26 protein-coding genes and 3 tRNA genes are annotated in these 21,987 nt (G+C 53.9%); 22 read left to right on the top strand and 7 right to left on the bottom strand.

The genetic code is table 11. The features are described from left to right. Window positions 1–373: 373 nt before the first annotated feature. A tRNA-Leu gene (locus G454_RS0111705) sits at window positions 374–462 on the top strand. A gap of 50 nt (window positions 463–512) precedes the next feature. Here G454_RS0111705 and G454_RS0111700 read toward each other — a convergent pair. From G454_RS0111700 to G454_RS0111695, 3 genes are all read right to left on the bottom strand, one after another. After that, window positions 513–1,655, bottom strand: coding sequence for a site-specific integrase (locus tag G454_RS0111700; RefSeq protein ID WP_027718778.1), 1,143 nt, complete (start codon window positions 1,653–1,655; stop codon window positions 513–515). Between the two features lie 165 nt (window positions 1,656–1,820). Continuing rightward, window positions 1,821–2,582, bottom strand: a complete 762-nt coding sequence (locus G454_RS20980) for a DUF3800 domain-containing protein (protein WP_084413466.1) — start codon at window positions 2,580–2,582, stop codon at window positions 1,821–1,823. Between the two features lie 48 nt (window positions 2,583–2,630). Continuing rightward, a complete protein-coding gene (locus G454_RS0111695; RefSeq protein ID WP_051276307.1) occupies window positions 2,631–3,311 on the bottom strand; it encodes a thermonuclease family protein in 681 nt (226 codons plus the stop codon). Window positions 3,312–3,375: 64 nt separating this feature from the next. On the opposite strand from G454_RS0111695, the gene G454_RS21495 reads away from it, so the two are divergent. Further along, window positions 3,376–3,525: a hypothetical protein gene (locus G454_RS21495; RefSeq protein ID WP_156896753.1), complete on the top strand. Its 150-nt coding sequence runs from the start codon at window positions 3,376–3,378 to the stop codon at window positions 3,523–3,525. Here G454_RS21495 and G454_RS20465 read toward each other — a convergent pair. From G454_RS20465 to G454_RS20975, 3 genes are all read right to left on the bottom strand, one after another. Next, window positions 3,522–4,373: a hypothetical protein gene (locus G454_RS20465; protein WP_051276305.1), complete on the bottom strand. Its 852-nt coding sequence runs from the start codon at window positions 4,371–4,373 to the stop codon at window positions 3,522–3,524. The genes G454_RS21495 and G454_RS20465 overlap by 4 nt on opposite strands. A gap of 41 nt (window positions 4,374–4,414) precedes the next feature. Then, window positions 4,415–4,858, bottom strand: a complete 444-nt coding sequence (locus G454_RS0111685) for an ImmA/IrrE family metallo-endopeptidase (RefSeq protein ID WP_027718776.1) — start codon at window positions 4,856–4,858, stop codon at window positions 4,415–4,417. An 87-nt stretch (window positions 4,859–4,945) separates the two neighbouring features. Continuing rightward, complete coding sequence (locus G454_RS20975; protein WP_084413464.1) at window positions 4,946–5,323, bottom strand: helix-turn-helix domain-containing protein; 378 nt, start codon at window positions 5,321–5,323, stop codon at window positions 4,946–4,948. Between the two features lie 142 nt (window positions 5,324–5,465). Here G454_RS20975 and G454_RS20970 point away from each other — a divergent pair, with 142 nt between their 5' ends. From G454_RS20970 to G454_RS0111585, 20 genes are all read left to right on the top strand, one after another. After that, the gene (locus G454_RS20970) at window positions 5,466–5,720 is read left to right on the top strand and encodes a helix-turn-helix domain-containing protein (RefSeq protein ID WP_084413463.1); all 255 of its coding nucleotides are present in this window, start codon (window positions 5,466–5,468) and stop codon (window positions 5,718–5,720) included. A 46-nt stretch (window positions 5,721–5,766) separates the two neighbouring features. Further along, window positions 5,767–5,961, top strand: coding sequence for a hypothetical protein (locus G454_RS0111675; protein ID WP_027718774.1), 195 nt, complete (start codon window positions 5,767–5,769; stop codon window positions 5,959–5,961). Between the two features lie 11 nt (window positions 5,962–5,972). Continuing rightward, window positions 5,973–6,284: a helix-turn-helix domain-containing protein gene (locus G454_RS18900; protein WP_051276303.1), complete on the top strand. Its 312-nt coding sequence runs from the start codon at window positions 5,973–5,975 to the stop codon at window positions 6,282–6,284. A 15-nt stretch (window positions 6,285–6,299) separates the two neighbouring features. Further along, window positions 6,300–6,488: a hypothetical protein gene (locus G454_RS0111665; RefSeq protein WP_027718773.1), complete on the top strand. Its 189-nt coding sequence runs from the start codon at window positions 6,300–6,302 to the stop codon at window positions 6,486–6,488. Window positions 6,489–6,917: 429 nt separating this feature from the next. After that, window positions 6,918–7,388: a helix-turn-helix domain-containing protein gene (locus tag G454_RS18895; protein ID WP_051276301.1), complete on the top strand. Its 471-nt coding sequence runs from the start codon at window positions 6,918–6,920 to the stop codon at window positions 7,386–7,388. A 130-nt stretch (window positions 7,389–7,518) separates the two neighbouring features. Beyond that, window positions 7,519–7,593 (top strand) — tRNA-Trp (locus tag G454_RS0111655). Window positions 7,594–7,639: 46 nt separating this feature from the next. Beyond that, window positions 7,640–7,718, top strand: a tRNA-OTHER gene (locus tag G454_RS21490). Between the two features lie 33 nt (window positions 7,719–7,751). Then, window positions 7,752–8,303, top strand: coding sequence for a hypothetical protein (locus G454_RS0111650; protein ID WP_169719353.1), 552 nt, complete (start codon window positions 7,752–7,754; stop codon window positions 8,301–8,303). Between the two features lie 120 nt (window positions 8,304–8,423). After that, a complete protein-coding gene (locus tag G454_RS0111645) occupies window positions 8,424–8,912 on the top strand; it encodes a nucleotide exchange factor GrpE (protein WP_027718771.1) in 489 nt (162 codons plus the stop codon). Between the two features lie 15 nt (window positions 8,913–8,927). Continuing rightward, complete coding sequence (locus G454_RS20455) at window positions 8,928–9,716, top strand: hypothetical protein (RefSeq protein ID WP_051276299.1); 789 nt, start codon at window positions 8,928–8,930, stop codon at window positions 9,714–9,716. A 67-nt stretch (window positions 9,717–9,783) separates the two neighbouring features. Continuing rightward, the gene (recD2, locus tag G454_RS0111635) at window positions 9,784–11,964 is read left to right on the top strand and encodes an SF1B family DNA helicase RecD2 (RefSeq protein ID WP_035107693.1); all 2,181 of its coding nucleotides are present in this window, start codon (window positions 9,784–9,786) and stop codon (window positions 11,962–11,964) included. Window positions 11,965–11,993: 29 nt separating this feature from the next. Next, a complete protein-coding gene (locus tag G454_RS18885; protein ID WP_051276297.1) occupies window positions 11,994–15,134 on the top strand; it encodes a CHC2 zinc finger domain-containing protein in 3,141 nt (1,046 codons plus the stop codon). Window positions 15,135–15,765: 631 nt separating this feature from the next. Next, window positions 15,766–16,443 (top strand): hypothetical protein, encoded by a 678-nt coding sequence (locus tag G454_RS0111625; protein ID WP_156896751.1) that lies wholly within the window; start codon window positions 15,766–15,768, stop codon window positions 16,441–16,443. A gap of 397 nt (window positions 16,444–16,840) precedes the next feature. Next, window positions 16,841–17,659, top strand: coding sequence for a hypothetical protein (locus G454_RS0111615; RefSeq protein ID WP_156896750.1), 819 nt, complete (start codon window positions 16,841–16,843; stop codon window positions 17,657–17,659). Between the two features lie 167 nt (window positions 17,660–17,826). Continuing rightward, a complete protein-coding gene (locus tag G454_RS22900) occupies window positions 17,827–17,982 on the top strand; it encodes a hypothetical protein (RefSeq protein WP_211230075.1) in 156 nt (51 codons plus the stop codon). Between the two features lie 500 nt (window positions 17,983–18,482). Then, entirely contained in the window at window positions 18,483–18,671 is a 189-nt protein-coding gene (locus tag G454_RS0111605) for a hypothetical protein (protein WP_027718765.1), read from the top strand. Window positions 18,672–18,962: 291 nt separating this feature from the next. Beyond that, a complete protein-coding gene (locus G454_RS0111600) occupies window positions 18,963–19,424 on the top strand; it encodes a hypothetical protein (protein WP_027718764.1) in 462 nt (153 codons plus the stop codon). 603 nt (window positions 19,425–20,027) lie between these two features. Beyond that, on the top strand, window positions 20,028–20,381 hold the full coding sequence (locus tag G454_RS22735; protein ID WP_027718763.1) for an HNH endonuclease: 354 nt from the start codon (window positions 20,028–20,030) through the stop codon (window positions 20,379–20,381). Between the two features lie 307 nt (window positions 20,382–20,688). After that, complete coding sequence (locus G454_RS0111590) at window positions 20,689–21,075, top strand: phage terminase small subunit P27 family (protein ID WP_211230074.1); 387 nt, start codon at window positions 20,689–20,691, stop codon at window positions 21,073–21,075. Next, window positions 21,044–21,691 carry a Hint domain-containing protein gene (locus tag G454_RS0111585; RefSeq protein ID WP_027718761.1) on the top strand — a complete coding sequence of 216 codons (648 nt, stop codon included), beginning with the start codon at window positions 21,044–21,046 and terminating at the stop codon, window positions 21,689–21,691. The genes G454_RS0111590 and G454_RS0111585 overlap by 32 nt, the downstream gene beginning before the upstream one ends. A 94-nt stretch (window positions 21,692–21,785) precedes the next feature. Here the strand turns inward: G454_RS0111585 and G454_RS22120 are convergent. Next, window positions 21,786–21,987: hypothetical protein (locus G454_RS22120; RefSeq protein ID WP_211230073.1), on the bottom strand; the 202-nt coding region annotated here is incomplete at its 5' end.

Genomic DNA, 21,987 nt, shown 5'->3' with positions numbered 1-21,987 from the left:
CCTGTCGGCAATTCAGAACCTCACCGGCGTCACGCTCCCTACGTCGGGGTCGTTGGCCCTGGAGGCGTCCAGCACCGGGGGAGCAAAAAGCTGGCGGCAGGCCTGATTGCTCTCTACGGCCACGTCTGACGCATATGTAACCGGATGGTATGCTCATGCTGGTGTTTATTTCCTGAGGCCGACTCTGTGGTGGCTTGTTTAAACCATCTACGGTTTGGTTTCAAGGCAGGTTCCTCGAGGCGTTCGTTTGGGTGATGGGGTCTCATAAGGGAAATTTTCTTGTGAGGGCACCTACTGAATCTTGACACGGACAGGGCCTTTTGTGCCAATTGACAGGGGAGGCGGGCGTATGCTAAGATTAAACCAGGTTTAAGCCGGAGTGGCGGAACTGGCAGACGCACGGGACTTAAAATCCCGGGGGCCGCGAGGCCCGTACCGGTTCGATTCCGGTCTCCGGCACCAGAAAAATCAAGGCTTGCGCGGTTTAGCGGGCACCTTAAAAGTGGTGCCCGCTAAGCTTTTTTGGTGCCCGTTTGGTGCCCAAACAAATCCTGTAATTTCTCCACCACTTCCTTTTGTATCGTGGGGATAACGTGGGAGTAAGTATCCAAGGTGAGGGTAACCGTCTGGTGGCCCAGCCGCTCCTGGACCACTTTCGGGTGAACTCCCTGGGCAAGGAGGATGGTGGCGTGCAGGTGGCGCAAGTCGTGGAAGCGTAGGCCGGAAAGCCCCAGCTTGTCCACCAGGGCTTTGAACCGGTGGCTTATGTTGGACGGGTCCTCCGGTTGTCCGTCCTGCCTTGGGAAAACAAGGCCGTGGTCCTGGTACTTCTCGCCTAAACGCATCCTGTTTTCCAACTGCCGGCGTCGGTGCTCTTTAAGGATCTCCACTAGGACCGGCGGGATAAGCACCTGCCGGCGGCTTTTCTGCGACTTTGGCTCCGTAAATATGAAGCCGGTTTCCGGCAGCCGCTGCAGAGTTCGGCGCACCGAAATGGTGCCCGTGTTGGTGTCCACGTCCTCCCATTTGAGGCCCAGAAGCTCGGCCCGGCGCATGCCGGTGAATATGGCCGTGCATATGAGGGCATAGTCCTGGTGGTCGCGGGCAGCCTCCAGCAGTTGCTTTATTTCCTGCAGTCCTGGCACACTTATCTCCGGCCTCTTAGCCCTGGGGGCCTGCACTGCGTCAGCTACGTTGCGAGGGATTAGCTGCCATTTCATGGCGTGGTTAAGGGCCTCCCGGATTATCCGGTGATGATACTGTACCGTCCGCTGGGCAAGGGCGCCCAGTTTTTCGGAGTAATAGCTCTGCAGGTGCATGGGCTGTAGCTTTGCCATGGGGATAGCGCCCAGGGCGGGGATGATATGTTTCTTAATAATCCGCTGGTAGCTGTCGAAGGTAGACGGGGCAAGATTGGGGCGGCAGTAGTCATCAAGCCACCTGAGCAGATATTCCCCAAACGTTAGCTTTGTGGGCTCAACGTAAGTGCCTTTTTCTATTTCCGTCAGCAGCCGGGCCAGCTCTTTTTCTGCCTCTTTCTTGGTGCCCCGGAAAGCCTTCTTGAGCCGCTTGCGCTTGCCGGTTACCGGGTCGCGGCCAAGCTCTACGACGATTGTCCAACTCTTGTTGCTGCGCTTTTCCAGGTGGCCGGGCATTAAGGAATACCTCCACGAAAAAATTTTAAAAAATGAGGAGGATTTTTGCCACAAAGGTGGTATAATAATTAATGACAATACGTCAACCAGGAGAATGATGGCACCACTTGGTGCTGAAGCCCGGGGATGATTCCTCGGGGGTTAGTAGGGCCAAGGGTGCCTTACTTATTTTGGATTTAAGAAAAAGATATTAAAGCGGCGATCGTTTGGAGAGGTTGTAAATACCAGGTCTTTCCTCCCTAATTTACCCGCGATGTAACTTGCGAGAAAGACCTTTCCCTTGTTGGCGCATGGTCGGTTATGTAGGTTGTTCCAATGATAACCAGTTGCCCCTATAAGAATATCCGCCAATTGAATTAGGCGGCGACCCTCAGCAGGGCGACTTGCAATTGATTTTACCGGTAATTCATCAAGGGAATAAGAATAATCACGGTTAATGGACCTGTTTAACGCATTCATTAATTCTTTTAGTCGAGTTGTTTCGTCTTTTGCCACTACTTTTTTAGGGACATCCCTATATGCCAAACGAATGTGATATTCATTAAAGGGCAATAGCGTTCTGTAAATGAGTTGATAATAAAGTTTGTAAAAACCTTCTTCAAAATCGCCCCTATGGTAAATGGGATGATCAAACCTATAGTTTGGATGCGCCACAATGACCCTAAAGAACATGTGTCCTGAATTCATGTAGGCGAAGAATAGATCGACTAGGTCGGTATAGAAACACATGTATTTCGATTCCGGTTTCGATGGTACGTTTGACCATTTCATGTGAGCAGGTATCTTGTTGAGTTTACTTTCGCATATTTTATGGAAATCGTTGACAAAAGGCCAACCATATTCGGCCTTTATCCAAATACCGCCAACTAACTTATAGGGGTCATTAGTTCGACTTTCATCACAGTAAATTTTAAACTTTAGCCTCATGGGAGCAAATATATTCGTACCTCCGTGAGCCAGTATTTCCTCTTTGCCCTACCTCGGCGGATTACACACACTGCACGGCTCATACCCCGCCGCCTTGGCCTCGCTCAGGCTCATGGGTATCTTGCTCTTCGCTAGGTACCTGCACCCGTCCATGTGGTATTTCTTGCCCGTCCTGGTGACGTAAACCGTAATCTCTTTCTGGTCCTGCACCTGGCCGCCGGCGGAAGCAGCCTGAACGCTGCCCGAAGAAGCCTGTACATTTTGACTAGAAGAAGCGGGCGGTGCGTTGGGCACGGGCCCTAGCGCCCATAACCCTTTGTTGGCTTCCCGGGCCTCGGTTTGGTAAGTGCGGAAGTAATCGACGTATTTGACGTTTGGAGATACGGTGTACAGCTGGGCGTAGCCATCCAGGAGGAGCCGGGCATTGAACATCTTGGCCCGGATTTCCTGGTCGCTGATTTCAGTGGGCTTATCTACCCACACGTAGGCAAGGAGCCGCCCGTACTTATCCCGCTCCTGCACGTCTTTTTCAAGGTACACTGTCTTGCCGTCGAGCTGTGAGCGGGTGAAGTTTTCGGCTTCGGGCCCGTATGGCTCCACCGGTTGACTCGGGTGATGAGTTTCCGGTGTATCCACGCCGATGAGCCGGACGGTTTCATCTTTGCCGTCTATGTTTACATTGATAGTGTCGCCATCTACAACCTTTATAACCTTTGCCGAAATCAGCACTACTGGTGATGCCTTTTCTTGCTCAGCCTTTTGGGGAGAAGATTGCTGTGGTGGCGCCTGAGTTTTGCTTTCCATCTGGGGGGCCTGGGTGGTAGCGGGTGTGCTTGGTGCAGCTTTCGGGGAATTAGAAAAGAAAGGAGAGGAACAAGCAGTTAAAAGCAAAGCTATTATCAAGAAGAAAGCAAAACACTTTTTCATGGTAAATTCCTCCTAAAGCTTTTGATAACCGCTCAAGAACTTTTGAAAATCTCTTTGCGCCTCTTGTAGCAATGTATTCGCCGCTTCAAATTTACCTTCTTTAAGAAATTTGACTCCGGCAAAAGTTCCTCTAATAGAGTTGCTCAGATAAGTTGTGATCCGTATACTTTCGCCCGGATAGAAAACTGATGCTGCCTGCCGGTCTAATTTATCTACTTGATCTATTAAGTTTTGAAGTTCTGCCGAAATAGGTTCAACTGCTGATGCTAATTCTCTCTGAGACATGGTGCCAGATCCAGCTTGTGTTAGGATGCTTCCTAGTTTTATCAAAAGCTCAGAGTAATTTTTGATAATCGGTGCTGCATGTTCCTTGTAATTGGCGACTGTTATCTCTTGTGTAGGAACTACAACTTGTCTTTGTTCCTGTTCTACTTGGAGTTGGAGTTGGGCAGGCTGCCCGGTTTCTGCAGCGGAAGGGACCGCAGGCGCAGATGCTTGGCTCTCTTCTCGTTTTCTTACTTCCTCGGCCTTCTTTGCTTCTTCAGCTGCCTTTTTAGCGGCTATGGCCTCCTGTCGCTTTCTGGCTTCTTCAGCTTTTCGCGCTTCCTCAGCTGCCTTTCGGGCTTCCTTTGCTAACCTCTCCTCCTCTCTCTTCTGTGCTAATGCGGCTTTTTCTTCCGGCGTAAGTTCAGGAACGGTGGCCACCGTCAGGATAAAAAGCAGGGCCGTAGTGACACCGAAGATTTTGAGCACCCTTTTACGATTCTTTATTTCTCCCCAGCGCAGGATAAAGTCTGGCTTGATGAGACCGAGAATTAAAGCAGCCGCAGAAATAAGAAACAACAAAAAGAAGACAGTAAACATTAGGCATCCCACCTTTCTTTACTTACTATCTGGGGTTTCGTTTATCCAGCCAGCCTGAGCATCAAGATATCAGATAGATTTAACCTAAACCTCACCATTTCCTCCGTCACATCGAAATACTCTGCTAACTCCCACACCTCAACAATGCCTCGTCTAAACGCCTGTAGCAGCTTGTCCAAGGGTATTAACCATTGCGCCGCCCACCTTAAAGCCCTATACTCTGCTCGGCTCACCTCCATGCGGTCCCGGTAGTGGAAGTAGGTGCGAGGTATACGGCAACCCACAGTGGTAAAATGGTGACCCAACTCCTCAGCCAACACACACCTGAAATACGCCCTGGGTGCATAGTCGAGGGAGTTGGCCAACCCAATCACCGGCGGCAGCCCTGGCATAGCCCAATAGACTGCCTCTAGTGGTGGTTCAAAGTCCCACCACTCGATGATTATCCCTTCTCTTTCGGCGAGCCGGAATAACTCCACCGGCATGGCATCACCTGTCCTAGCTTGACGAATCATGTCGAATGCCCTAAATAAGCCGAAACCTGCTACCCCTTGGCCGAAGTAGCAGGTCCGTTAATCTTTCTTTTTGCCGTATTTGCGGAGAATGTATTCCTGAAACTCCTCTAGGCTTCGTCGGGCCTCTTCAGGGAGTTCCTTCAGTGGGTCATCGGTACGGTGAGCGGCTAGGGTGCCAATGTCACCTTTCTCTTCAACACCAGTTTGGTCATAATCATCGAGATAGCCAGCTTTAACCATTAACTCTTTGTAAGACACATGTAAAACAGGAGCCAACTTTTTTAATATCTCAGGAGATGGGATACCTCTTTTGCCGTTTTCAATTTGGGAAAGGTAAGAATTCGAAACACCAGAAGCTAGTTCAACTTGCCTTATAGTCAGCCCTCTCTTTTTTCGCAAATGTTGGAGGTATCTACCAAATTCTGCCGCTTTCATTTGCAATCACCTACAATACCATTATAAAAAGCACGAAAAAATTTAGCCAGTTTTTGAACAAAAAAGTGCTTGCATCAGCAAGCGTTTTATGCTAATATGATTACAACAACAAGATTGCAGTTGCAAGCAGGGCGGTGAGAAAATGCAACGGATCAAACTGAAGGACCCAACCGCGTTTCAGGAAATGCTCATAAAGGCCGGCTATAGCCGAAGGGCCTTAGGCAGAGCTGTGGGTATTTCTGAGCCTTATGCAAACCAAATCGTCACAGGCCGGAGAACCCCCAGCCCTGGTGTGGCGAAAAAAATATGTGATGTTTTAGGTGTCTCTTTTGACGATATTTTTTTAATCGAACATGCTTGCAATAGCGAGCATTGTCCCCGCGCCGCCAACCAGTGAGCCTCATCCACATTATCTACAGCAGAGCCATGGGGAGGTGAAGCCGGTGAAGCTCAAAATCCCCATTGAAGAGGTCCGCGAGGGCGACCGCATCAACGGGAAAGAGGTCGTCGATATACTGCACCGGTTCACCGGCTACGTCCGGTTAACCCTGCGCGGCGGCAGTGTGGTAGATGGTTTTCGGAAACGTGACTTTATAGAAATAGAACGGGCCGAAAGAAAAAGGCGTGCAGTAGAGTAGGAGGTGACCCGATGCAATGCCCCAAGTGTCAGGCCGAAGCCCCCGAAGGTGCCCGCTTCTGCCCGATGTGCGGCAAGCGGCTGCCGAAGCCGAAGCCGGAATATCCGAAGATAGCGGAAGAATTGGAGATACGCCAGGTGGACCCGGTGCTGACGGCTAAAGAGGTGGCCAAGCTCCTACGGGTGTCTGAGTGGATGATCTATGAGCTGGTGCGGCAGAACAAGATACCGTACTTCACCATTGGCACCCGCAAGCGATTTCGAGCCAAGGACATCCTGGAGTGGGCCGGCACTCTGGACGGCCCGGTTACCACGGCGGGATAGAGGGGAGGTGACAACGTGACCCGCGAGCAGTACGAGGACCGCATGTTTTACCTGCTCATGAAGATGTCCGAGTGCCAGCGTATCATCCGGCAGGCGGAAAAGGCCAGGGAAGAGCTGGAGCAGTACCGGGTAGAGCTGGAGCAGCTGGCCCGGGAGTACGCGGAAGATAGCACTTTGGCTACCAAGCTCAAGGCGGTGAGGTAGTGGAAAGGAGGAGTAGCGTGAGAAAACTTTTGAGGCGTCTTTGGGTGCGGTGGAAAATGTGGAGAGATAAGAGAAATGCTGAACGCCGTAAGCGCGAAATATGGGCATACTTCTTCCGAAGCGGGGGGTTGATACGGTGACAGACGATAGGGGACTTTGCCCAATTAAGGTTCTCGCTAAACCAAACGGAAAAGATCACGAGCATTGGTGCGAAGGCGAAGACTGTGCGTGGTGGGTGAAAGAAAACTGTGCAGTGAAAGTAATAGCAGAATCGCTACTTGCTTTCCGCAAATACGGCATTGCGACATATAAGCCGTAACGGCGGGGCTGATTCCCCCGGCACCGGGCCCTAGCGCCGGGGGTGGGGGGATAAGGTAGTGGGGATTAGTTCCTTGAAAACATTAAACCATCGCGAAGGGAGGTGGTGCAATGTTTAAAGCTGCACGGAAAGCAGCCGGGCTGAGCATAGAAGCGGCAGCGTTTAAGCTCCATATTGGCAGTAGGACACTCATCAATTACGAAAATGGTCATACGCTGGTGCCACCAGAGATAGTCCTCAAAATGGCAGAAGTGTACGGCCAGCCGGTATTAACCGCAAAGTATTGCGCAGATTACTGTCCCATCGGTCAGGTGTATGCATACCCGCTAGTTGACAAAGATCTGGCAACTATCGTGCTGGGGTTATTAAAGGAGCACAACGACGTGCGGTTAATCAGGAATCGTTTGTTAGAAATAGCAGCTGATGGGTTAATTACGGAAGAAGAAATACCGGAATTTGAAGCCATACTTAATGAATTACTGGACTTGGAGCAAAAAATCGAGGAGCTAAAACTTTGGGCGTCACGATTGTTACCGATTGCAACTATGATCCGCCGGAGAAAAGAAAAGGCGGCTTGCTAGCCGCACGAAGTTGAGCGCCTTATAAGAGCCTTCCACTACATTGTAGCACGTTTTTGGTAGAGATGCAAGCTGCGCCCGGTGGCGACGGCGTAAAAGTGGGCGGGGAGGAAAGGCCCCGGGGCGGCACGGTGGGGGAGTAGTGCAGCGGCAAGCATCCGGGACTCCAAATCCCGGGACGCGGGTTCGAGTCCCGCCTCCCCTGCCAAGACAAAGGCAGGAGATCGCTCACCGCTGAGCGATTTGGGGGTTGCAGGGCGGCGGCGTGGAGGCGACACGCATTCCAAAACACACCGCAAGTGGTGTGAGCGGGTTCGATTCCCGCCCGCCCTGCAAAATACCCAAAAACCGAAAGCGAGGGATAAAATGAGCCTTTCAATAAGAGCCTTAAATTCGTGGCGTGAGGCCCAAAAGAGGCAAGCAGAATTTGAAAGAAAAAATATGGAAATAGCGATGGAATACGAGCGCGAGCAACTTATCAAAGAGCTTCAACGAATCCTTGAGGTTAACCCTAAAGAAATTGAACTATTTCCTGTACCGATAGAAGAAGAGCTTTCCTGGGAGCCAAGAGTTTTCTGGGAAGCAATTGTGGACGGTTTACGTTTTAGATACCGCTGGAACGATACCACAACAAAGTACAGCCTCTGTGTCGCATGGGAATGCGTGAATAAATGTGGCAATGACGTGTGGTATGAGGTGAATAGTTTAGCAAGCCTTGGAGCACTCCTTAGCGGCGATCGAGCCCAATTACCGTGCTATGACTGTTCCGAAAAAGAAGCAGAAAAGTATAGAGAGGAAAACAAACCCGTAGAATCGCAGGAAGAAAAAATCTGCCCGCTTCTCAATAAGAAATGCTTACAAGAAAAGTGTGCGTGGTTCGACGAATCAATTTGCGGTATCTTAACTCTCGACCTTTAACCATGCCACTCGGCATGGCCCAACCTCCTTAAACCTTCTCCTTCCCGTGGGGCCGGGTCAGGCGGCCCGGCCCAACACAAACCTTTTTGCCACACAGGCTCACAAAAGGAGTGATCTGAGGTGGAAACCACTTTCCGGATAAATTACGAAGAAATTTTGCCCTACATCAAAAAAGCCGTCCAAGAAACCCTGAATCAGGTCTTGGAAAACCTCAACCTCGACGAGACAATCACCACGCTTCAATCCTACCCGGCAAAAATAAAGGCCCAGCAGACCACCCTCATTTCTCTGCAGCGTTCTCTCGAAGACGCAAAGCTTGAACTGGAGACCATAAAAGCGGACATCATAGCAGATATCAACGCTGCCGTGGGCGAAAACGGCAAGCCGCTGTTTTCCAACGAGAAGGCCAGGGAGGCGGAATTTATCCGCCGGGCGAAGTCCAGCCCCGAATACCAGGAAGCGCTGAGCAATTACCGCGCGGTGGAAGACAGCTACAACGAAGCCAAGTTTACCCTCGACCAGCTGTACAACGAATTTTCGGCGCAAAAAGCTATCCTTGCCGCACTTGCGGCCAAGGTAAATTTCCTGGCCGGAATCCCCAAAATATAAGGAGGTTTCGAAAACATGACTCTGGCTCTGGCAAAGCAGGAACTTGCCGTCGTCAAGTTCGAGTCCCCGGTACTCTGCTCTCCGGAAGAGCAGAGGGAGATCCTGGAAGTCATGCAGGCCAACTTCAGCGAAGACGTGCCAATAGATTTCCCGCGCATTAGGATTCCTCCCGGCGGCGGGACGACCTTCGAGGTGCCTTCGGAGGAAGGCACGGAACCGGTCAAAGAACTGGTCGGCGTGATCCTGGACCATTACCGCGTAAACGCCTACTGGGAAGGGGAATACGCCGGGACCGGCACACCGCCCACCTGCTCGGCACTGGACGCCAAGACCGGCGTCGGCAAGCCCGGCGGCAACTGCGACACCTGCAAGCTAAACGCCTGGGGCAGCAATACCAAGGGCGGCCGCGGCAAGGCCTGCAAAAACATCCGCCGCGTCTATCTTCTGACCGAAGGAGAGATGCTTCCATACCTCCTGGCCCTGCCGCCGACCAGCCTGGAAGATTTTAATGCCTACATGCGCCGCCTGACCTCCAAGCACAAGGTCCCCTATTACGGCGCCATCAGCAAAGCCAAGCTGTACAGGGCGCAGAACAAAGACGGGATTACTTATTCCGCCGTGGCCTGGAGTTTCGTCGGCGCGCTGTCGCCCCAGGACAGGGCCGCCATGAAGAATTACGCCGCCACCCTGAAGGCGGCGATGCGCACCGCGAAGGTTGAAGGCATCGAGTACAGCAACGATGAGACAATCGATGTCTCCGCCTCTGCAGGCTCCGGCGCCTTTCTCGACGACGAGCCGTTTTAAAGAGATCGGGCGGTCCCCGTCTTAACGGGGCCGCCCGGGCCTCCACAAAAGCGGGGTGCACAGAAAAATGACCATGCCTCAACGGGTTACAGAACCGGAAACCATTCGCGGCACCGTACACAGGGTGCGCTTTCACAACCAATCCAACGGGTACTGCGTGCTTTCCGTGGACACCGGTGACGATTACATAACCGCCGTGGGCTACATGCCCTCCATCCGGGAAGGCGACGAGTTTACTTTTACCGGCCGGTGGGTTGAGCACCCGAAGTTCGGGCGGCAGTTCGCCTTTGATGCCTGCGAGCTCGTCTTGCCGCAGAGCCGGCAGGGGATCATTGCCTACTTATCCACCCTGGCCTACGGGGTGGGCCCCGTGCGGGCAGCAAGGATAGTGGACGCCCTGGGTGAAAACTGCCTGGAGACGATCATACAGCAGCCGGAGCTCCTCTACCAAGTTCCCGGCATCAGCCCCGAGCAGGCCGGCGAAATCATTGACGGGTTGAAACGGAATACCGCTCTGGCCGAACTGGCGGCCCTCATCTGCCGCCAGGGGGTGACCCCCAGGCTGGCCGCCAAGATCTACGCCCACTACGGCCCGGACAGCATCAAGGTAGTCAAAGAAAACCCTTACGTCCTTGCCGATGAGATTTTCGGTGTCGGCTTCCATACCGCCGACCGGATAGCCCAGGCCGTAGGTATTGCCCCGGATTCGCCCTGCCGGGTAGAGGCGGCTGTGGAATACGTCCTGGGCTCTGCCCAGGGGGAAGGCCACTGCTACCTGCGGCCCCGGGACATCGTTCCGGCGGTGCAAAAGCTGCTGGGCAGGGGCTGCGGGGTGGGGGTGGACGAGATCGCCGCGGCCTGCAATGCACTGATAGAAAAAGCAAGGCTCATAAGAGAAGAAAATGCCATATACCCGGCAGATCTCCACCGGGCCGAATGCTACCTGGCCACCCGCATGAGCGGCCTGGTAGGCCGGCAGGCGGACATTGACCAGAACGATCTGGAGCGGGCCCTCAACTTTGCCGAACAGGCGGCCGGCATCGAGTACGCGCCCCAGCAGAGAGCGGCCATAGAGACGGCTCTGACCAATCACCTGAGCATCATCACCGGCGGGCCCGGTACCGGCAAAAGCACGGTCACCAACGGCATCATTGCCGCCTACAAAAAGCTTTACCCCTTTAACCCGGTCTACCTGGCATCGCCAACTGGCAGGGCGGCCAAGCGGCTCTCCGAAGTGACCGGCCAGGAGGCCAAGACCATCCACCGGCTGCTTAAATACCACCCGGAGATCGGCTTTCAGGTAGACGAGAACAACCCGCTTCATGCCCCCGGCCTCCTCATCGTAGACGAATTTTCCATGACCGACATTAAGCTGGCCGCCGATCTCTTTGCCGCCGTGCCCGATAACATGCAGGTGGTGCTGGTGGGCGACGTGGACCAGCTGCCAAGCGTGGGCCCGGGCAGCGTGCTGCGGGATGCCATTTCCTCCGGGGTGGTGCCCACCGTCCGGCTGAAATTCAATTACCGCCAGGCGCAGGGCAGCCAAATAGCCGCCTGCGCCGACATGGTGCGCCGCGGCGTGGTGCCGCCTCTGGCATCTCTCAATAAGGACGTGGAATGCATATTCGTCGGCGGCGCCGATCAGGTGATCCAGGTGGTGACCGACCGGGTGCGTCAGGCTTTGAGCGACGGCTACGGCCCGATGGATTTTCAGGTCCTTACCCCTGTGTACAAGGGTCCTGCGGGCGTGGATGCCTTAAACGAGGCCATCCGGGAGCTGGTCAACCCACCTGCCCGGGCCAAAACCGAGCACAAATTTAACGGGAAAACCTTCCGCCTTGGAGACAAGGTGATGGTGGTAAAAAACGATTATCCGAAGGGCGTTTTCAACGGCGACATAGGTAAGGTGACCGGTATAGTGAGTGACGGCGAAAATCAGGGGGTTTGGGTCAGGTTCGAGGAGGAGGTTTTCTTCCCGGCCGAAGACCTGGACAGGCTCACCCTGGCTTACGCCTGTACCGTGCACAAAAGCCAGGGCAGCGAATTCCCGCTGTGCATCGTGGTCTGCGTTAAAAGCCACTATATAATGCTCCAGCGCAACCTGCTTTATACGGCCATCACCCGAGCAAAGCACCGGCTCGTGCTGGTCTGCCAGCCCGAAGCAGTAGAAATAGCCGTCAGAAACGACCGCATTCAAGAGCGTTACAGCCGGCTGAAGGAAAGGCTGGTGGGCCTTAACGGAGACTGAGCAGCAAACACGTTTCGGGTGGTGTTTTCATGACGCTGGACGAGATTATAAAGAACCACCTCGACGTAGAACATTTTTTCCGCTCACAGGGAGTCAGGTTAATAAAGCAGCGAGGAAAGGAATGGGAGTGCACCTGCCCGTTCTGTAATAAAGAAAAGCACTTCTATTTCGATACCCGCACAGGGCTCTGGAAGTGCTGGCATTGTGGCGAAAGCGGCAACCTGGTCAGCTTCTTAAAGAAGCTCGGCCATGACTATAAAAGCGCCAAGAAACTCATCGAAGACGCGGCAGGAATCACTAAAAAGGTAACGTCCATCAAACAGAAAGGCCAGAAAAAGCCTCAAAAAAATCCAGTTGCCGGGAGGGAGATTGGCAAACCAGTAATTTACCGCATTTACGCCAGGGTTTGCGAGCTCCTGCCGCTGACGGACATTCACCGGCAGCAGCTTAAAAAGAAGCGGGGGTTTACGGACGAGACCATCGACCGGCTCATGTTCCGGTCCCTGGGCAAGCACGCGGCTGCTTTAAAGGACAGGTTATTGGAGGAATTCACTGAGGAAGATCTGGTTGAATCGGGAGTGCTGGTTAGGGCGAACGGCCAGCTGATTGTGAACAGCCAGCTCCTTGACGACAGGATCCTGATCCCATACCTCGGCCTAGCACGGTACGTTCCCACTGACGGAACGGGCGCCATTGATGTTGGTGAGAAGGATGATGGTATTGAAACGGCGCCGGGACGGCCTACCGGGGCCAGCAGCAAAAATTTGGGCGACATGGGGAACCACGGCGAGGATGAACCCGGCCTAGCACGGTGCAACCCCACTGACGGGTTGGGCGCAGGTAGTGAAGAAGGTGAGGATAGTGCGCCGGGACGGCCCACCGGGGCTGCTGGCAAAAATTTGGGCGACCGATGCAGCCAAGACGCAGTTGAGGGTGGGAGTGAAGTAGAGGTTTACTACATCCGGCCGCACAAGCTCGGCTTTGAAAAGCTTCCCCCGCAGGTTTACTGCCGGTACTTCCTTCAGGATCACCCGGAGCACGTTGTGCTGACCGAGGGCGAATTTAAAGCGGCTGCCCTGTGGCAGTGGCGCATCCCCGCGGTGGCGGTGCCCGGAGTATCGTCCTTCGGCGGCAAGCACCTGGACAGGCTGGTGACCCTGCTTAGGGAGTTTGGAGTTAAAAAAGTCACCGTGATCTTTGACAACGAAATAAAAGACAACCCGGAGTACCCCAACTACAAGCCAAAAGTCTCCGACCGCTACGACACCCAGCTTTGGGCCTACCTCATGGCCTATAAACTCGGCCGTGCAGGGTTCGACGCCAGAGTAGGCTGGCTGCCGGACGAGTGGCGGGTGCAGGGGAAGATCGACTTCGACGGCGCCCTGGCCCAGGGGAGAACCAGGGAAGAAATCTTAAACGTCATTGCCCGGGCCAAAACGCCGCAGGAGTTTCTGGAAAGCCTGGACGAAGAGGCCCGCCGCGTGGTACAGCGCAAGGTCAACATGCACTTTACGCGGCTCAACATCAGGCGGGAATTCAACCGGTATGTGGTGACCAGGTACCGCAACGGGGAGCCCTACGAAGAAACCATCAGCAACTTCGTTATCAACATCAAGTCCAGCTTCTTCACCCCTGAAGGCGTGGTGCGCAACGTCCAGTTCGTCAACGAGTACGGCGAGACTTCGGACATCTTCCCCCTGGACCCCAGCGACATGGCCGGCCCGGGCGAGTTCAAGAAGTTCTGCTTCAGCAAAGGCAATTACATCTTCGAAGGCAGGGGCGACGACCTGATCAACATCTGGAAGCTGGAGTTCGCCCGGGATACGGGGGAATTTATCTACATGCCGGACCGGATCGGCCAGATTTCGGACCACCTGTGGCTGTTCGGCAACCTGGCCATCAAGAAGGGCAAGGTGTATTGGCCGGACAACGACGGCATAATCTGGGTGGAGGGTCGGGGGTACAAGCCGCAGAGCCTGCAAATCGGCCTGGACGGCAGTCGGACTGAAGAATCCATCCCCTCGCTGTCTACAAAACCGGTAGACATCGTGGATATCGCTCAAAAGCTGAAGCAGACCGTGGGCGGGTACGAAGCCTACGTCGCCATAGGCTGGGTCATTGCCACGCTGTTCAACCGCAAGGTGTTCGAGGCCTTCCGCTGCCTGCCGATCCTGTTCATCCACGGCAAGCGGGAATCCGGCAAGACGACCTTCCTGCACTGGATCATGAACTTCTTCGGCCTGGACACCGAAGGCATCGGCCTGGCCGAGACCAGCCAGAACTTCATCACCCGGGCCCTCGCCTACTATTCGGGGCTCGGTGTGTGGTTCGATGAGTACCGCAACGAAGCAAACATCATCAAGAAGGACGGCTTTTTCCGCAGCGCCTACAACCGGCAGCTCTCCGGCAAGGGCACGCCCACGGCCTTCCAGGCCAAAGGGTTCGCGGTCAACGCCTGCGTGGCCATCTCCGGCGAGGAGCTCCCCAAAGACAACGGCCTTTTCACCCGCTGCGTGCCGCTGCAGATATCGGAGTACAAGCGCGACCGGACGTGGTTCGACTGGTTGAATAAAAACTGCTACGATTTCTCCGGCTTCACCTACCACCTGCTGCTCAACTACGACCATTACGCGGAAAAAATTATCGCCAACATCAGGGAACTCAAAGATGCCTTGAGCAAGCGCGACATATCCGACCGGACGGCCACCAACTGGGCGATCTGCGCCGGCGCCTTCGACGCCGTGGTGCTCCAGGACGACGACTTCATCCGCTGGGTAGAGAAGGTCTGCCAGGAAATGAAGCGCACCAGCGAGCAGGAGCACATGCTGAACCAGTTCTGGAACGACGTCAGCTTCCTGGTCTCGGAGAACGAAATCGACGGGCGGCACATGCGGGTCACCGGCGACCGCCTGCTCTACGTCTGGCTGCACGCCGTGTACGAGAAGTGGGCCATCCACTACCGCAAGAAGACGGGGCGCGAACCCTTCGACAAGGCTTCGATAATGAAGTACCTAAAAGAGGAGCCTTACTACGTTTCGCACGGCGAAAACAAGAAGCTGGAAGGGAGCACCCGGGCGGTGTGGACGTTCGACCTCAACCAGGCACCGGAGGTTTTAAGGGAAATCGAAGAAATGCTGTCCAAAAACGGCGGGCTGGCGGCGGATGACTAAAGTACCAGCGTAATCAATAGCAAGTATTTAAAAAGGTTAGATGGAGAAATGCTTGATTTTCAAGGCTTCAGCGGAAAAGGTTAGACGAGGTTAGACGGAGGGTCGAATTCATCTAACCCCCTCAAAGCCTTGGGAATCAAGGCTTTGAGGGTACAGGGTTAGAAAGTTAGATGAAGTTTTGGGTGTTTACGAAAATTTTTGGGGCGCAACCGAAAAGGTCAAAAAAATCTTTTACCTATGTGATCTCGCTCAAAATTTCTAGACCTATTTTTACGGAAAATCCGTCTAACTTTCTAACCCTAAACCCTGAAAGCCTTGTGGCTGTAGGGCTGAGCAGGGTTAGATCAATTTGAGACGTCATCTAACCTTATCTAACCTCATCTAACCCATCAAAATCTGGAAACGCAGCTGGGGTGCTTGTAGGGGGTAGTTTTTCCTAAATTAGAGGAAATAAATGGCAAACAAGGGGGCAGCCATAATGGGGCGCTTCGAACGGATATTGAGCGGAGAAACGGAAACACAGGCGGCAAGCCATCAGGGCTCCCAGGAAAATAAGGATCGCCGGCCCCAAAGCCAGGTACAGCCGGAAATCAAACCGCAGGGTTTTCGGGAACACCAGGATTATCCAAATATGGCTGTAAAAACGGAAATTCCGGACGAAGACACAGAAAACCGCTACTGGCGGGATGTTCTCACCAACGCCTATTACCTGGGTTACCCCGGGCCCGACGGTCAGTACAAAGAATGCGAACCCCTGCGGCCGCTCTACGTGGTGCTGAGCGCGCTGCGGGAAATGGGCGCCGGCTTAATAAAAGTGAAGAGCGAAAGCGGAGCGGCCCACTACAAGCTGGTCCAGGGCAAGATACCGGCCGACAAGTGGGAAGAAATAAAGGCCAGCCTATCCGAGCACCGGGAAAAACTGAAGTGGTTGTTTGCGGTTTCGGCCCTGGGTGCGGTGATGGAAAACGTGGACCTGGCGGCGGAGTTACCGCGGGAGTGGATGGTGGAAACCCTGGGAAAGTACGAGAGGCAGGTCCTGGCGCTGAGGATGGCCATAGGAAACGAGTTGACAAAGCGGAGGGCTTTAAACAGGGAGTACTATTTTAGGGTTGGCGACGGCCGGGTGTTCTACCTGGTCCCGTTTAAAACCGGCCAGGACAGACCGGAGGTGACGCCGGAAGAAGTGATCCTGGTCAGGGAGGCACAGAGGGCCGGTCTTATCGGTCCGGGTGTTGAAGCGGCGGTAGGGGCTTTAAAAACAAAGAAAACGGGTGGGCCGGGAGGGACATATGATGTCGGGCGTTTTTAAGCAACTTATCCGGCAAGGTTGGCTGTGGTTTTGGGTCTACAACCATCATGAGTGGTGCAGGGCCTGTAAAAGGAAAAGTGTCATCATGTTGTGCTGCTGTGTTGGAATTCTGAAGGATCAGAACGGCTGGACCATAGCAAAGTGTGAAGAACGCAAGAGAGAGGCCAGGTTGCTGTACATGAAGGATGCGCGTAAGGCGGTGGGTAGCGTATGACGAAACTCCTGGGCAGAAAGGTGGCGCAAAGTGCAGTAGGTTTCTACGCCCACGGCTGGTTATGGCAGGTGTGGGAACATGACCAGGCCCCATAATACCAGCATATCCCGCTTCAGATGCGGCTGTAAGCTTCCGTGCGAGACGTCAGGCGTGGGTGATGGGTATGCTTCGCCGGGGCCGGTTATGGTTTACAAGATGGACAGGCAGGAAATAGAAAGGCTTTACGGGCCACCGGCAGATCCCGAAAAGGCCATGCAGGTGCGGCAGTGGTACCGGACCATCCTCGGAAAGCGAGAAAAACATGAAGAGGAGGTTTGTGAGGAAATGGAAGCGCTTCACCAGGAAGGGGTAACTACGGAAACGGGGCCGGCCGCTTTGAGCACGGCAGAAGCGGAAGCAACATGGGAAGCAGGAGAACGGCCGGGTTCGGAGAGCTATGACCAGCAACCAGAAAACAAGCGTAACCGAACGTGGGAGAGGTCTGAGCGGCTTAAGAATGCGCGTCAAAAACTCAGCCGTGATACTTACCTCCACCTGAAAGAGCAGGGCTGGGGAGACAGAAAAATCTGCGACGTTTATAGTATCCATCCGACGGTACTGGTTGCGTTAAAAGAAGAGTGGGGGCTTAAAGGGTTTACCTTGCTATCCACCAAGCGTGGCGAGGCAACTACGCAGGAACAGGACGCAGAGCAGCAGATTAACCAGGCAAGTATTCAGCCAGCCGGCGACATCTATGAATACTTCTCAGGCCTTGTGTGTTTCTTGCCGGAGCCTTTGGAAGACGTACTTAAGTTATCCGAGCGAGTGTTGCACCTTACCCGCATGTGCCACGAACTAGAACGAAAGGTGGAACAGATTACCACTGGCGTTAAATACCAGATTGACCAGATCACCGGCGTATTGAATGCCCTTAAGGAAAACTTGGAGGACCTCGGACACGATTACCACCACCACCGGCACCAGGTAGGGCCCGGACATTGGAGCGGGAAAGCAGAGGTGTAGGAATGCCTGGCGACAAGCGTAAGGGCGGCAAATCTCCTAAGCGCAAGGGCAGCAACGGCGAGCGTGAATTTGCCCGGTTGATCGGGGGGCGGCGGGTGCCGCTCTCCGGTTCTGCCGGTGGTCCCTATGCTGGGGATGTTGAGTGGCCCGGAGTAGGCAGAGGTGAAGTGAAGCGCAGAAAGGACGGGTTCCGGCAACTTTATGCCTGGCTGGAAGGCAGGGACTTTCTAGCGCTAAGGGTGGATAGGCAGGAGTGGCTGGTGGTCATGCGGTTAGGGAAGATCTTGGAATTTCTCAGGGAGCAGGGAGCAAGCAATGGTTAACCGCAGTATCCGCGTGGAGGTTTGATTCAAGTGGAAGAGCGGTTGTGCCCTAAATGCGGCAAGAAAGTCTACTCCGCGGCTACAGGGATGGCGTGGATGTGCCCCCACTGCGGGGAGGCTATACCGCCTGGCAAAGAGGAAAAAGGGGCGGGGGAGATGGGGAGTTAGTGAAATGCCCGGTGTGCGGTGATGAGGTGTACATGGTCTTTTTCGGTGATAATGTTTCAAGATGGCGTTGCGTGAAGTGTGAACTAATTTTCACTTTTCAAGTTTACATTTACCGTAACGGGGAGCTTGCACGAATAAAGACCTTTGATAGGTGCAGGAAGGCGGGGCAGGCAGATGAGGTGCAGGCAGTGCGGGGCTGAGAAGGTCCGGGCGTGGAGTAAGTTATTGCGCAGGCGGGTGTGGCTCTGTACGAGATGCGGGCGGGCCGATTACTTGGATTACCGCACCGGTTATCTCCTGGTGCTGTGGCCCGGAAAATGGAGGGTGGCGGTGTGAACGGGATTATAACAATTGCGGAGTATGTAGAGTGGCGCCAACCAGAAATTGTACCGGTGCTTGGGTACTGGATCCAGCGGGCCAAGGCGTTGGCACTACCTTTTACAGCGTGGAGGTTAATCATGGAGGAGCCTCCCCTGCCCGGGCGGGCGGGGCTGCTAAAAGGGGAGGCGGTGAACTGGTGAATCTGCGTAAGCTGATCAACGAGGCAGCAGAAAGAGCGAAAGTATGGAGAAATTACGACCGTCGTATATGTGAGTTCTGCCATAAAGAGATATACGGGCGAGAGTTTCCGCTAACGCTAGCGGGCGGTAGCCGAATAATTGGGTATATTTGTCGAGAGTGCTTAATACGTAAGGCAGAAGAGTTGCGGCAAAATAATGCATCGCAAAAAGCATAAAAAATAACCCCGCACCGGGGTATGGTAAAGCGCTGTCCGGGTAAATGATACCATACTTCCGGCGGGGGTGCAACGAGTGAAACTAAAGCGGGCAACTTTTAGGCACATTGAGGCGGAAATATATGCTTACGAGGAGACGGTCAAGCAAATCGAGAGGATACGGCAGGATATTATCCTTGCGGGGAGCACAGAGGTGCGGCTAGCGGTTAACGAGGGGTGGCATGGCTCGGCAGTTGAGAGGAGGGCGACGAAACTAGCGGATTATATCCTATTGCGGGAAATGGAGAGGATTACGGGAGCGATAAGAGATACTTACCTTCGGTGCAGGGAGGAGGCTAAAAGGGTTATCTGGGTCAAGTACGGGTTGGCAATAGACTGGCAGCCGCCACAGGAACTTGTACAAAAATTGCAGGGGAGGAGTAGATTTGACCTGTCGGCCAGGGATATGGCTGAAATCCTGAATATAGACGAGAGTACATTTCACCGCTATCGCACGGGGTTTGTATACGGGATTGCGGAAAGGCTGGGGTGGTACTGAATGCCGAGAGGTAGATCATGTGACGCATGCTGGAAAAAGACAAGGCATATAACGAGGTTTATCACAGGTGTAGCTAGAGAAAACGAATGGAGCAAACTTTTGACTTGCAATATCTGTGGGAAAACACTAGAGGGATATTATGTAAGGCCCTTCTGTGAGGGATATGCTCATATAAGCTGTATAGAACTTGGGGTCGTTAGAAAGGATGAAGACCGTGGGTAGCCATTTGCACGTCGGAAAGGTAACAAAGCGAGTTCTACTACTGAAGTAATTTGGTAATAGGCTGGAAATTAAAACCACCAAAGAACTGACAGATGGGTCAGGACTAAGCCCACAACAGACGGCAATGACGTTGCGTCAAATGTGGAAAGAAGGCCTGATTAGCTGCCGGGGGTATTCAAAAGCAGGTGATCGGTGGAGCATTACTGAAAAATGTTTAGACTATTTAGTAGCTAAAATCTGTTACATGCGATTGCCTCCTGGTTATCACTTGGCGAAGGACTAGGTTGCAAGTTTTTTGCAAGCCTGAAAGCCTGTCAAGTATGCTATTATGCTACCAGTAGAGCCGTCCGCGAGGGCGGCTTTTGTATTGCAGGTGAGATTATGCCGAAGCTACCAACGCCGTGTAGTTACTCGGGTTGCCCGAATTTAGTCGAAGCAGGAAAACGCTACTGCCCGGAGCACATGAGGCAGTACTACCGACACCAGAGTGAGAAGCGAGGGACGGCGGCCCAACGCGGCTATGACTCCCGCTGGCAGAGGGTGCGGGAAATGTACCTGCGCCGGCATCCGTTGTGTGAGCTGTGCGAGCAGGAGGGCCGGATTACGCCAGCCACCATCGTTCACCACAAGCAGCCGATAAAGCATGGCGGGCACGCGCTGGATATGGAGAACTTGATGAGTGTGTGCCGCGAGTGCCACATTAGGTTGCATACAGGAAAAGAATGTACCCCATAGGGTATAAGGGAAGCCCCCAGGGGTATGGGTGGGCATAGAGGGGGTAGGGGGGTGAAAATCCCTGGCACCCCTCGGCCCTAGACCGCGCGCCCGGCCTCGAACGCGCGGCCGCAAGTTTTGTTAAGGGGGGATTGCCGGGGCGAGACACCGTTAAACCAAAGATACCCCCAAGGGGTATGGTGGACTTAAAAGGGAAGTGATACGTATGGGAAGGCGAGGACCGGCACCAAAACCTACGGTGTTGAAAATACTGCAGGGAAATCCTGGCAAGCGGCCACTTAACAAAAACGAACCCAAGCCAAAGCCGGTGGCTCCCAAGTGCCCTAGCTGGCTGGACAAGGAAGCCAAGCGGGAGTGGAAGCGTGTGGCCCCGGAACTTGAGCGCCTGGGGCTTTTGACCGTGGTGGACGGCGCGGCCCTGGCCGCCTACTGCCAGGCCTATGCCAGGTGGAAGCAGGCCGAGGAGATCATCAAGCGGGAAGGCATGACTGTCACCACGGAGACTGGTTACGTCATGCCCCACCCGGCGGTCAAGATAGCCGAGAAGTCGATGCAGTTGATAAGGGCCTTCTGCGCAGAGTTCGGCTTGACGCCTTCAAGCCGTGGCCGGATGAGTTTGCCGGAGCAGAAAGAAGAAGACGAATTCGAGGAGTTCCTGCGCCGTGGCAAGGCGAAAAAGCCTTCATCCGGTTGATGCCTACGCCGAGGCGGTTGTAAACGGAAAGGTCGTTGCCGGCGAACTTATCCGGCTGGCCTGCGAGCGGCACCTGCGGGACCTGAAGGCCGCCGCTACACGGGGGTTGTACTTTGATTACGGTGCAGCAGACCACGCCCTTGAGTTTTTTCGCTTTCTGCGGCACTCCAAAGGGGAATGGGCCGGCTGCACGTTTCAGCTAGAGCCCTGGCAGCAGTTCATAGTAGGCAGCATCTTTGGCTGGATGCGGGCCGACGGGACCCGGCGGTATCGAACTGCCTACATTGAGGTGCCTCGCAAGAATGGGAAATCAACCCTTGCCGCTGGCGTAGGGCTCTACCTTTTCGTGGCGGACGGAGAGCCTGGCTCGGAGGTGTACAGTGCAGCGCCTCTGGTCTTGGACACTCCAATCTTGACAACCCGTGGTTGGACCACGATGGGCGAATTGCGGGTCGGCGACAAGGTGTTCGCTGAAGATGGGAACCCAACAACGGTTACGTACCTGTCGCCCATCGTACTCAGGAAAACCTATAGAGTTCGCTTTGACGATGGTAGCGAGTTGATCGCTACTGAGCAAAATGCAAAACTTAGAGCTCTTGAACCCGAAAGATTTTAGGACCTAAGGGGTAAGCTTTACCCACTTCCTTAACCTGCTTTTTGTAACACATTTACTTAAAAGAAGAAAGGACTTCCTCCTCTTTGTGTCGAATTTAATCGAAAAACCCCAAAAAACCACAAAGGGAGGAGGAAGCCCTTACATGGTGTATATTCAACAGCCAACGCTTTTTCCCTTCGAGGTTTTTGTTCACTCCGGCTGCAGTCACCAGCACTTTTTTTCGGCCCTCCTTTCTATCGATGTCGAGCCAATAAGGAAAATGTTTCCTTTGTACCAAGGAACCGGCCGCCCAGGCT

This window comes from Desulfovirgula thermocuniculi DSM 16036, assembly GCF_000429345.1.
Lineage (GTDB): Bacteria > Bacillota > Desulfotomaculia > Desulfotomaculales > Desulfovirgulaceae > Desulfovirgula > Desulfovirgula thermocuniculi.
Note: the sequence above shows the minus strand (reverse complement) of the source record. Positions and strands in the feature narration are given on the sequence as shown.

Excerpts from the sequence above, each read along its gene's own strand:
- G454_RS22735 (WP_027718763.1), top strand. The coding sequence starts at position 20,028 with ATGCCGAAGCTACCAACGCCGTGTAGTTACTCGGGTTGCCCGAATTTA.
- G454_RS0111650 (WP_169719353.1), top strand. The coding sequence starts at position 7,752 with ATGAGCCTTTCAATAAGAGCCTTAAATTCGTGGCGTGAGGCCCAAAAG.
- recD2 (WP_035107693.1), top strand. The coding sequence starts at position 9,784 with ATGACCATGCCTCAACGGGTTACAGAACCGGAAACCATTCGCGGCACC.
- G454_RS20970 (WP_084413463.1), top strand. The coding sequence starts at position 5,466 with ATGCAACGGATCAAACTGAAGGACCCAACCGCGTTTCAGGAAATGCTC.
- G454_RS0111615 (WP_156896750.1), top strand. The coding sequence starts at position 16,841 with ATGGTTTACAAGATGGACAGGCAGGAAATAGAAAGGCTTTACGGGCCA.
- G454_RS0111685 (WP_027718776.1), bottom strand. The coding sequence starts at position 4,858 with ATGCCGGTGGAGTTATTCCGGCTCGCCGAAAGAGAAGGGATAATCATC.
- G454_RS20975 (WP_084413464.1), bottom strand. The coding sequence starts at position 5,323 with ATGAAAGCGGCAGAATTTGGTAGATACCTCCAACATTTGCGAAAAAAG.
- G454_RS18885 (WP_051276297.1), top strand. The coding sequence starts at position 11,994 with ATGACGCTGGACGAGATTATAAAGAACCACCTCGACGTAGAACATTTT.
- G454_RS18900 (WP_051276303.1), top strand. The coding sequence starts at position 5,973 with ATGCAATGCCCCAAGTGTCAGGCCGAAGCCCCCGAAGGTGCCCGCTTC.
- G454_RS0111625 (WP_156896751.1), top strand. The coding sequence starts at position 15,766 with ATGGCTGTAAAAACGGAAATTCCGGACGAAGACACAGAAAACCGCTAC.
- G454_RS20455 (WP_051276299.1), top strand. The coding sequence starts at position 8,928 with ATGACTCTGGCTCTGGCAAAGCAGGAACTTGCCGTCGTCAAGTTCGAG.
- G454_RS20465 (WP_051276305.1), bottom strand. The coding sequence starts at position 4,373 with ATGTTTACTGTCTTCTTTTTGTTGTTTCTTATTTCTGCGGCTGCTTTA.
- G454_RS18895 (WP_051276301.1), top strand. The coding sequence starts at position 6,918 with ATGTTTAAAGCTGCACGGAAAGCAGCCGGGCTGAGCATAGAAGCGGCA.
- G454_RS0111700 (WP_027718778.1), bottom strand. The coding sequence starts at position 1,655 with ATGCCCGGCCACCTGGAAAAGCGCAGCAACAAGAGTTGGACAATCGTC.
- G454_RS20980 (WP_084413466.1), bottom strand. The coding sequence starts at position 2,582 with ATGAGGCTAAAGTTTAAAATTTACTGTGATGAAAGTCGAACTAATGAC.